This is a genomic window from Streptomyces durbertensis (genome assembly GCF_014156695.1).
GTDB lineage: Bacteria > Actinomycetota > Actinomycetes > Streptomycetales > Streptomycetaceae > Streptomyces > Streptomyces durbertensis.
Genome location: NZ_WMLF01000325.1, coordinates 1 through 6,277, shown reverse-complemented (window position 1 = coordinate 6,277; position 6,277 = coordinate 1). Strand labels below are relative to the sequence as shown.

Annotated in this window: 8 protein-coding genes; 3 read left to right on the top strand and 5 right to left on the bottom strand. The window is 74.6% G+C overall.

The window, feature by feature from the left end; all coding sequences use genetic code 11:
* Window positions 1-987, top strand: a 987-nt coding sequence (locus GL263_RS19290) for a serine hydrolase domain-containing protein (protein WP_194377712.1), incomplete at its 5' end; no start/stop codon positions are given.
* Window positions 988-1,314: 327 nt separating this feature from the next.
* Here the strand turns inward: GL263_RS19290 and GL263_RS19285 are convergent.
* On the bottom strand, window positions 1,315-1,530 hold the full coding sequence (locus tag GL263_RS19285; protein WP_182856987.1) for a S1 domain-containing protein: 216 nt from the start codon (window positions 1,528-1,530) through the stop codon (window positions 1,315-1,317).
* A gap of 79 nt (window positions 1,531-1,609) precedes the next feature.
* Here GL263_RS19285 and GL263_RS19280 point away from each other — a divergent pair, with 79 nt between their 5' ends.
* A complete protein-coding gene (locus tag GL263_RS19280) occupies window positions 1,610-2,122 on the top strand; it encodes a hypothetical protein (RefSeq protein WP_182856986.1) in 513 nt (170 codons plus the stop codon).
* Window positions 2,123-2,199: 77 nt separating this feature from the next.
* Here the strand turns inward: GL263_RS19280 and GL263_RS19275 are convergent, their stop codons facing one another.
* From GL263_RS19275 to GL263_RS19260, 4 genes are all read right to left on the bottom strand, one after another.
* Window positions 2,200-2,646, bottom strand: coding sequence for a DUF7144 family membrane protein (locus tag GL263_RS19275; RefSeq protein ID WP_182856985.1), 447 nt, complete (start codon window positions 2,644-2,646; stop codon window positions 2,200-2,202).
* A gap of 33 nt (window positions 2,647-2,679) precedes the next feature.
* Window positions 2,680-3,150 carry an SHOCT domain-containing protein gene (locus GL263_RS19270; RefSeq protein ID WP_182856984.1) on the bottom strand — a complete coding sequence of 157 codons (471 nt, stop codon included), beginning with the start codon at window positions 3,148-3,150 and terminating at the stop codon, window positions 2,680-2,682.
* A gap of 145 nt (window positions 3,151-3,295) precedes the next feature.
* Window positions 3,296-4,672 (bottom strand): hypothetical protein, encoded by a 1,377-nt coding sequence (locus tag GL263_RS19265; protein WP_182856988.1) that lies wholly within the window; start codon window positions 4,670-4,672, stop codon window positions 3,296-3,298.
* A gap of 37 nt (window positions 4,673-4,709) precedes the next feature.
* Window positions 4,710-5,321 carry an HdeD family acid-resistance protein gene (locus tag GL263_RS19260; RefSeq protein WP_182856983.1) on the bottom strand — a complete coding sequence of 204 codons (612 nt, stop codon included), beginning with the start codon at window positions 5,319-5,321 and terminating at the stop codon, window positions 4,710-4,712.
* Between the two features lie 243 nt (window positions 5,322-5,564).
* On the opposite strand from GL263_RS19260, the gene GL263_RS19255 reads away from it, so the two are divergent.
* Window positions 5,565-6,277 (top strand): DUF2252 family protein (locus tag GL263_RS19255; protein WP_182856982.1); only part of this gene is annotated, 713 nt, incomplete at its 3' end.

The window sequence follows — 6,277 nt, the reverse complement described above, 5'->3', positions numbered from 1 at the left end:
GTCCAGGGCGTCGACGCCCCCGACGTCGTGTTCGCCTGCTCCCGCGCCGGCCGCCGCGCCGTGTGCACCGGCGGCGACGGCCCGCCCACCCCCGTCGGCCGCGCACAGCTGCGCTACGAGATCGGCTCCGCCACCAAGACCGCCACCGTGCTGCTGCTCGCCCGCCTCCACCACGAGGGCCGCCTCTCCTGGCTCGACCCCGCGCTGCGGCACCTCACACCCCGGCACCCGCTCGGCGACGCCCCGGCGACCCTGCTGCACCTCGCCACCCACACCTCGGGGCTCCCACGCCTCCCGCTGGACCTCTACCCGGCGGCGCTCACCAACCGGGACGACAACCCGTACGCCGGCTACCCGGCGGCCCGCCTGGTGGCCGCGTTCGTCCGCGCGACCGCCCGGCCCCGCCACCGCCCCGGCACCCGCTGGCGCTACTCCAACTTCGGCGCCGCCGTACTCGGCCACGCGCTGGCCGCGACCTTCGACACCGACTGGAACACGCTGCTCGCCGGGCACGTCCTCGCCCCGCTCGGCATGGCCGACAGCGGAACCCGGCCGAGCGGCCCCGGCACCGACGCCGTCGGCCACCGCAAGGACGGCCGCACGCCCGTACCGCCGCTGCTCACCGCCGGCTTCTCCCCGGCCGGCGCCCTCCGCGCCACCCCGCACGACCTGCTGACCTACCTCGAAGCCCATCTGCGGCCCGAGCGGCACGTCCCCGGCGGGCTCGCCGACGCCCTGCGGACCGTACGCCAGCCGGTGCTGCGGCGCGGGCTCGGCCACCGCCATACCCACACCGCGACCTGGTTCGTCACCCCGACCCGGCACGGCCCGGCGTACTTCCACTCCGGCGCCACCTGCGGCCAGCAGGCGTTCCTCGGCTACCGCCCGGACACCGGCACCGCCGTCGTCGCGCTCTCGACACGCAGGTTCACTGCGGCCGACCCGTTCCTCTCCGCGGCGCACGCGCTCCTCACCGACCCGCCGTGACGCGGCCCCTCACCCGCCGTCAGGCCGGGCCCGTACGGTCCCCGTCCCCTCATCGGGACGGGGACCGTCCTCCCCCTCGGGGCGCACGACCCTCCCCCTCCGGGCGTTGACCAGACGCCCCTCGACGGGTCGCGCCGCCGACGACGTTCCGTGGCCGTCATGACCACCCGCCGGGCCGCTCAGGGTCACCAGCCTCACCCCCGGCGCCGCCGACGGGAAGGCGCACGAGGGTGCCACGGGGTGCGTCGCGGGGAGCACCCCGCGCCCCCGCCGCGCCCCCCACGCCCACTCCTCAGGCTCCTCGGGACCCTCGGGACTCTCAGGACCTCAGGGCACGATGGACACCGCCCGGTACGGGTACCCGTCCTGCTCGAACCCCGGGTCCTCCCACCGCATCTCGACCTGCTGCCCGGCCGTCAGGGTGCGGAAGCCCGTCATCTCGATCACGGAGTAGTGCCCCCAGCAACCACCCGGTGTCTCGGGGCAGTCGAGCACGCCCCAGCCCTCTTCGTCATGCCACTCACGAACCGTCGCTTTCACCATGCCGCCCACGGTACGTCCCGCGCCGGACGCGAACGGCGGCGCCCTGACCGCGCGTTGACCGGCCGCTAGGCTCGTGCGCATGGGTGCCACGACCGCCGCCATGATCACCGCCGTCGTCGGAGTGCTCGGCACCCTCCTCGCGCCCGTGGTCACCACCTGGGTCACGAAGCGGCAGCGTGCCCAGGAGCGCCGGGAGGAGGAGCGGAAGCGGCTCCTCGAAGAGCGGCGGGCCGCGTACACCGCGATGAACCGCGCCTCCCGCCACTTCCACACGATGCTGAAGGACGCCCTGCACCGGCTGCGGGACGGCGTGTACACCGACGAGGACCGCGTGGAGGTCGAACAGGCGCGGCGGGAGTACCGGGACCGCTACGCCGAGGCGCAGATGGTCGTGCCCGAGGCGGTGCTGGACGCCTCCCGCGAGCTGAACGTGGTCCTCTCCCGGACCGACGCCGTGGCGAAGCGCGTCGACCGCGGCATACCGAGGGCGGGGGAGACCCCGGAACAGGCGCTCGTCGACCTGAAGGCCGCGGAACCCGCCCTCACCGCGATGCGCCGCCTCATGCGCGAGGACCTCGGCGTCTCCGACTAGACCGGCGCGCGCACGACGCCCCCGGCGCCGGTTGTCGGCGGGACGGGGGCGTCGTGCGCGCGGGGGTCGGGCCTCCGCTACACGTCCCTCGGCGAGCTGCCGTACAGGGCCGCAGTGTCGTCCTGCCGGACCACGCACAGCGCCCAGATCACAAACCCGGCGATGGCGATCACCACAAGCGACCAGAACGGGTAGTACGGCATGGAGAGGAAGTTCCCGAGCATCACGAGGGCGGCGATGATCACGCCACCGACCCGCGCCCACATGGCTGCCTTGTACAGCCCGAGACTCACGACGAAGGCGAGGACACCGAGGATCAGGTGCATCCAGCCCCATCCGGTGAGGTCGAACTGGAAGACGTAGTCCGGGGTCGTGACAAAGACGTCGTCCTCGGCGATCCCCATGATGCCCCGCAGGATCGCGAGGACGCCGGTGATCGAGAGCATCACCGCCGCGAACATGGTCAGGCCGACGGCCCAGTCCTGCTTCGCCGTGCCCGCGCCTCTGGGTTGGGTTGTGCTCATCCTGGTGTTCCCTTCGTGTCCGTGGGGTCCCCTTCACCGTTCGTGAGTGGATCCGTGTGCGGTGTCCGGTCCTGCCGCCGGGCTGCCGTGGCCGCTGAGGACCAGCTCCTTCGCCCGGACGAACTCCTCCTCCGTGATGTCGCCACGGCTGCGGAGCTCCGACAGCCGGTGGAGCTCGTCGACGCTGCTCCGGGCCCCGCCGGCGGCGGTCTGCCGGACATAGGTGTCGAACGCCTCCTGCTGCGCGTGGACCCTCGCCGTCTCCCGGCGTCCCATGCCCTTGCCCCGGGCGATCACGTAGACGAACACGCCCAGGAACGGGAGCAGGACGGTGAACGCCAGCCAGCCGGCCTTCGCCCAGCCGCTCAGGTCGTCGTCGCGGAACACGTCGGCGATGACGCGGAAGAGCAGGATGATCCACAGGATCCACAGGAAGAACCAGAGGATGGCCCAGAAGGCGCTCAGCAGCGGGAAGTCGTAGGCGAGGTACGTCGGTGCGCTCATTTCCTTCTCCTCCGCTCCCGGGAACGGGCTCGGGCGCCCTTTTCCACGGTCGTCTCCACGATGCGCGGGCCCGGGCCCGGGCGGCCTCACCCGGCGCGGGTGAAAGCGCGCACGAGCCGTTCGGCGGGGACGGCCCGCGCACCGCTCACAGCGGGCTTCCCGCGGGCTGCTCCACCGCTTCCTCCTCCAGCCCCGCCGCCGACGCGAGCACCGCGAGAACGAGCAGCACCAGCACGACCAGGCCGACCACCAGCGCGACCGCCCCCACGGTCGGGTAGTTCCACAGCACCAGCGCGAGGGCTCCGGCCGCGAGGACCACACCGGTGGTCAGGGACCGGTGGCCGGCCAGCCAGCGGCCCGTCCGGCCGGTCCGCAGGCCCTTCCGCGACAGCGCGCCGCCGACGGCCGACGTGCCCCGGATGACCCCGGACCGGACCCCGCGGGCGAGCCGCCCCGGCCCGTACAGGTAGGCCGCCGAGGCCGTGATCAGGGAGACGACGAGCAGGGTGAGCGCGCTGGCGCGCAGGAACCGCACGAGGGTGTCGAAGACCTCCGCCGCCGCGTCGGCGGGCAGCGCCGTGGGCGGCACGGAGTCGAGGTAGCGCTGCCTGGCGTAGGCGAGCGCCGCCAGCAGCACCAGCATCATCAGGCCCGTGCCGAGGCCCGTGATCAGCAGCATGAGGCGGTGGGACGGCGCCGCCCACACGGCCAGCGCCGCCAGTACCAGCGTCACCAGGGGCAGCCAGACGCCGAGCACGGTCAGCAGCCGCAGCGTGTCCTGGGCCCGGCTCAGCTCCTCGGCGTGGAACAGGGTGATCGTCCGCTCGCTGTCGGGGATCGCGGCGGCCTGTTCGAAGCCCGCGTCGACGAGGCGGTCCCGCACCCGGTCGACGACCTCGCCGAGATCCAGCTGGACGTCGTCGCCCTCCGCGCGCACCACCCCGCCGTCCCGGCCGGTGAGCACCGTCAGCAACGCGTCGTGCGCCTCGCCGTTGGCGGTCACCCAGGCCCGCTCGAACGCGTCACTGGCGACGACCTCGCCCACCACCCGCTCGACGACGCTCCGCAGGGCCGACCGCAGCGGCCCGGCGAGCTGCTCCGCCCCCTCGACCACCCGCGGCGGCGCTCCGGCCTCCCGCAGCGTCCTGGCCAGCTCGTCGGTCACCGCCTCGACGTCGACGTTCTTCACCGCCTCGTCGGAGATCCGCTCGGTCACCGCCTGCTGGATCGCCGGGTCGGACGCCAGCGGCGCGACCGTCTCGACGTACCGGCTCCGGTCGTCCACGGTGGTCTCCGCCCAGGCCGCCACCACGGCGGCGGGCGCGAGCAGCAGGGCGAGGACCAGCAGCACCGAGGCGCCGACGCCGCGGGCCCGCCGGTGCCCGAGCGCGGCGGCCCGCCGCAGCCGCTGGTACTCGGCGTCCTCCTCGGCGGTCAGTGTGCGGCCCGCCCGTGCGGCACCCGTCCCGTCACCCGTCGCGCCCCCGGTCGGGGGCGGCTCGGGCGCCCCGGGGTCCGTCATCCCGCCCATGGTCTGCTCCTTCCGTGCGGCGCCGGGCTCAGCCTGCGCGGCGCAGCGCGCTCCGCCAGGCCAGGGCCAGCGCCGCCTCGGCGAGGCCCAGCAGGACAAGCCAGAGACCGAGAAGCCGGGTCAGGGCGACCGCCGACTCGGCGGGGAGCACCAGCACCACCACGCCCGCGACGGCGCTCAACGCCGCGACGCCCAGCACGACGCCGCGGTGCGGCAGCCCTCTGGCAGCCACCGCCGTGTACAGCGCGAGGACCCCGGTCACCAGCCACAGCGCACCGACGACCAGCGCCAGCACGGCGACCGTCTGCGCCGGATGCCGCAGCACCAGCACACCGGCCAGCAGGAACAGCACGGCCACCAGCACGCCGGGCAGCCGTTCACCCGCCTCCCGGTGCGCGAAGACCGAGACGAAGCGCAGGGCCCCCGACACCAGCAGATAGACGCCGACGACCACGGTGAGCACCCGCAGCGTCCCCCGCGGCCAGGCCAGCAGGATCACGCCGGGCACCAGCGCGGTGACCGCCGTGGTCATGACCCAGGCCCAGGACCGGCCCAGCCTGCCGAGCAGGTCCTCGGGGCCGCCGGAGCCGGCGGGCATCCCGCCGTACGGGTCCCGTGCCGGATCATTCGACGTGCTCATGGCCGCTCCTCGTGGATCGCGGAAGTCGTGGCGGACCTCGCTCCGGCCGCTTCAGGCGCGTCCCACGGTCCAGCGTCCGACGTGCCGTCCGCGAGCGGGTCACCCACCATGGGTGATCCGGGCGTCCGCGGCGCACGGTGAGGTGGTGACGCGACGAACCGCGCGCCCGCCGGGCCGCGCGGTTCGCGACGGAAGGCGCCGACGGAACGGGCGTCGCGACGGAACGGCGCCGGGAGGTTCGACATGGACAAGGCCGCCGGGCACGGACAGCAGCCGAGCGCGCCGGGAGCGCACACCGTGGCGCTCCCGCTGGAGGAGCGTGCCGCGTACGGCAGGCAGGCCCGGCAGCGGGTCCGCCGCTCCGAACAGGCCCGCTTCGAGCCGGACGCCGGCCGACCCGACCCGGTGGACGTGCTGGAGCGGCAGTCGGCGGAGCGGCTGCCGGAGCTGGTGCCCCTCCGCTACGGCCGGATGCTCGAATCCCCGTTCCGCTTCTACCGGGGCGCCGCCGCCGTCATGGCCGCCGACCTCGGCGCGGCCCCGCACACCGGGCTGACCGTGCAGCTCTGCGGCGACGCCCACCCCCTGAACTTCCGCCTGCTCGCCTCCCCCGAACGCCAACTGGTCTTCGACATCAACGACTTCGACGAGACGCTGCCGGGCCCGTTCGAATGGGACGTCAAGCGCCTGGCGGCCGGCCTTGTCATCGCCTGCCGCGCCAACGGCTTCTCGGCGGAGGAGCAGGCCGGTACGGCCCGCGCCGGCGTGCGGGCGTACCGGGAGCGCATGCGGGAGTTCGCCGGGATGCGCACGCTCGACGTCTGGTACGCGCAGGACAACGCCGACCGGGTGCGGCAGCTCCTGACCACCGAGGCGGACACCGCGGCAGGCACCGAGGCCGCGCGGCGGGCGGCCCGGGCGGCGAAGCAGGCGAGGACCCGCACCCACCTCAAGGC

What these genes read in the sequence shown, in the direction of transcription:
- GL263_RS19285 (WP_182856987.1), bottom strand. Translation starts at nt 1,530, where the DNA reads ATGGTGAAAGCGACGGTTCGTGAGTGGCATGACGAAGAGGGCTGGGGC.
- GL263_RS19280 (WP_182856986.1), top strand. Translation starts at nt 1,610, where the DNA reads ATGGGTGCCACGACCGCCGCCATGATCACCGCCGTCGTCGGAGTGCTC.
- GL263_RS19275 (WP_182856985.1), bottom strand. Translation starts at nt 2,646, where the DNA reads ATGAGCACAACCCAACCCAGAGGCGCGGGCACGGCGAAGCAGGACTGG.
- GL263_RS19270 (WP_182856984.1), bottom strand. Translation starts at nt 3,150, where the DNA reads ATGAGCGCACCGACGTACCTCGCCTACGACTTCCCGCTGCTGAGCGCC.
- GL263_RS19260 (WP_182856983.1), bottom strand. Translation starts at nt 5,321, where the DNA reads ATGAGCACGTCGAATGATCCGGCACGGGACCCGTACGGCGGGATGCCC.
- GL263_RS19265 (WP_182856988.1), bottom strand. Translation starts at nt 4,672, where the DNA reads ATGACGGACCCCGGGGCGCCCGAGCCGCCCCCGACCGGGGGCGCGACG.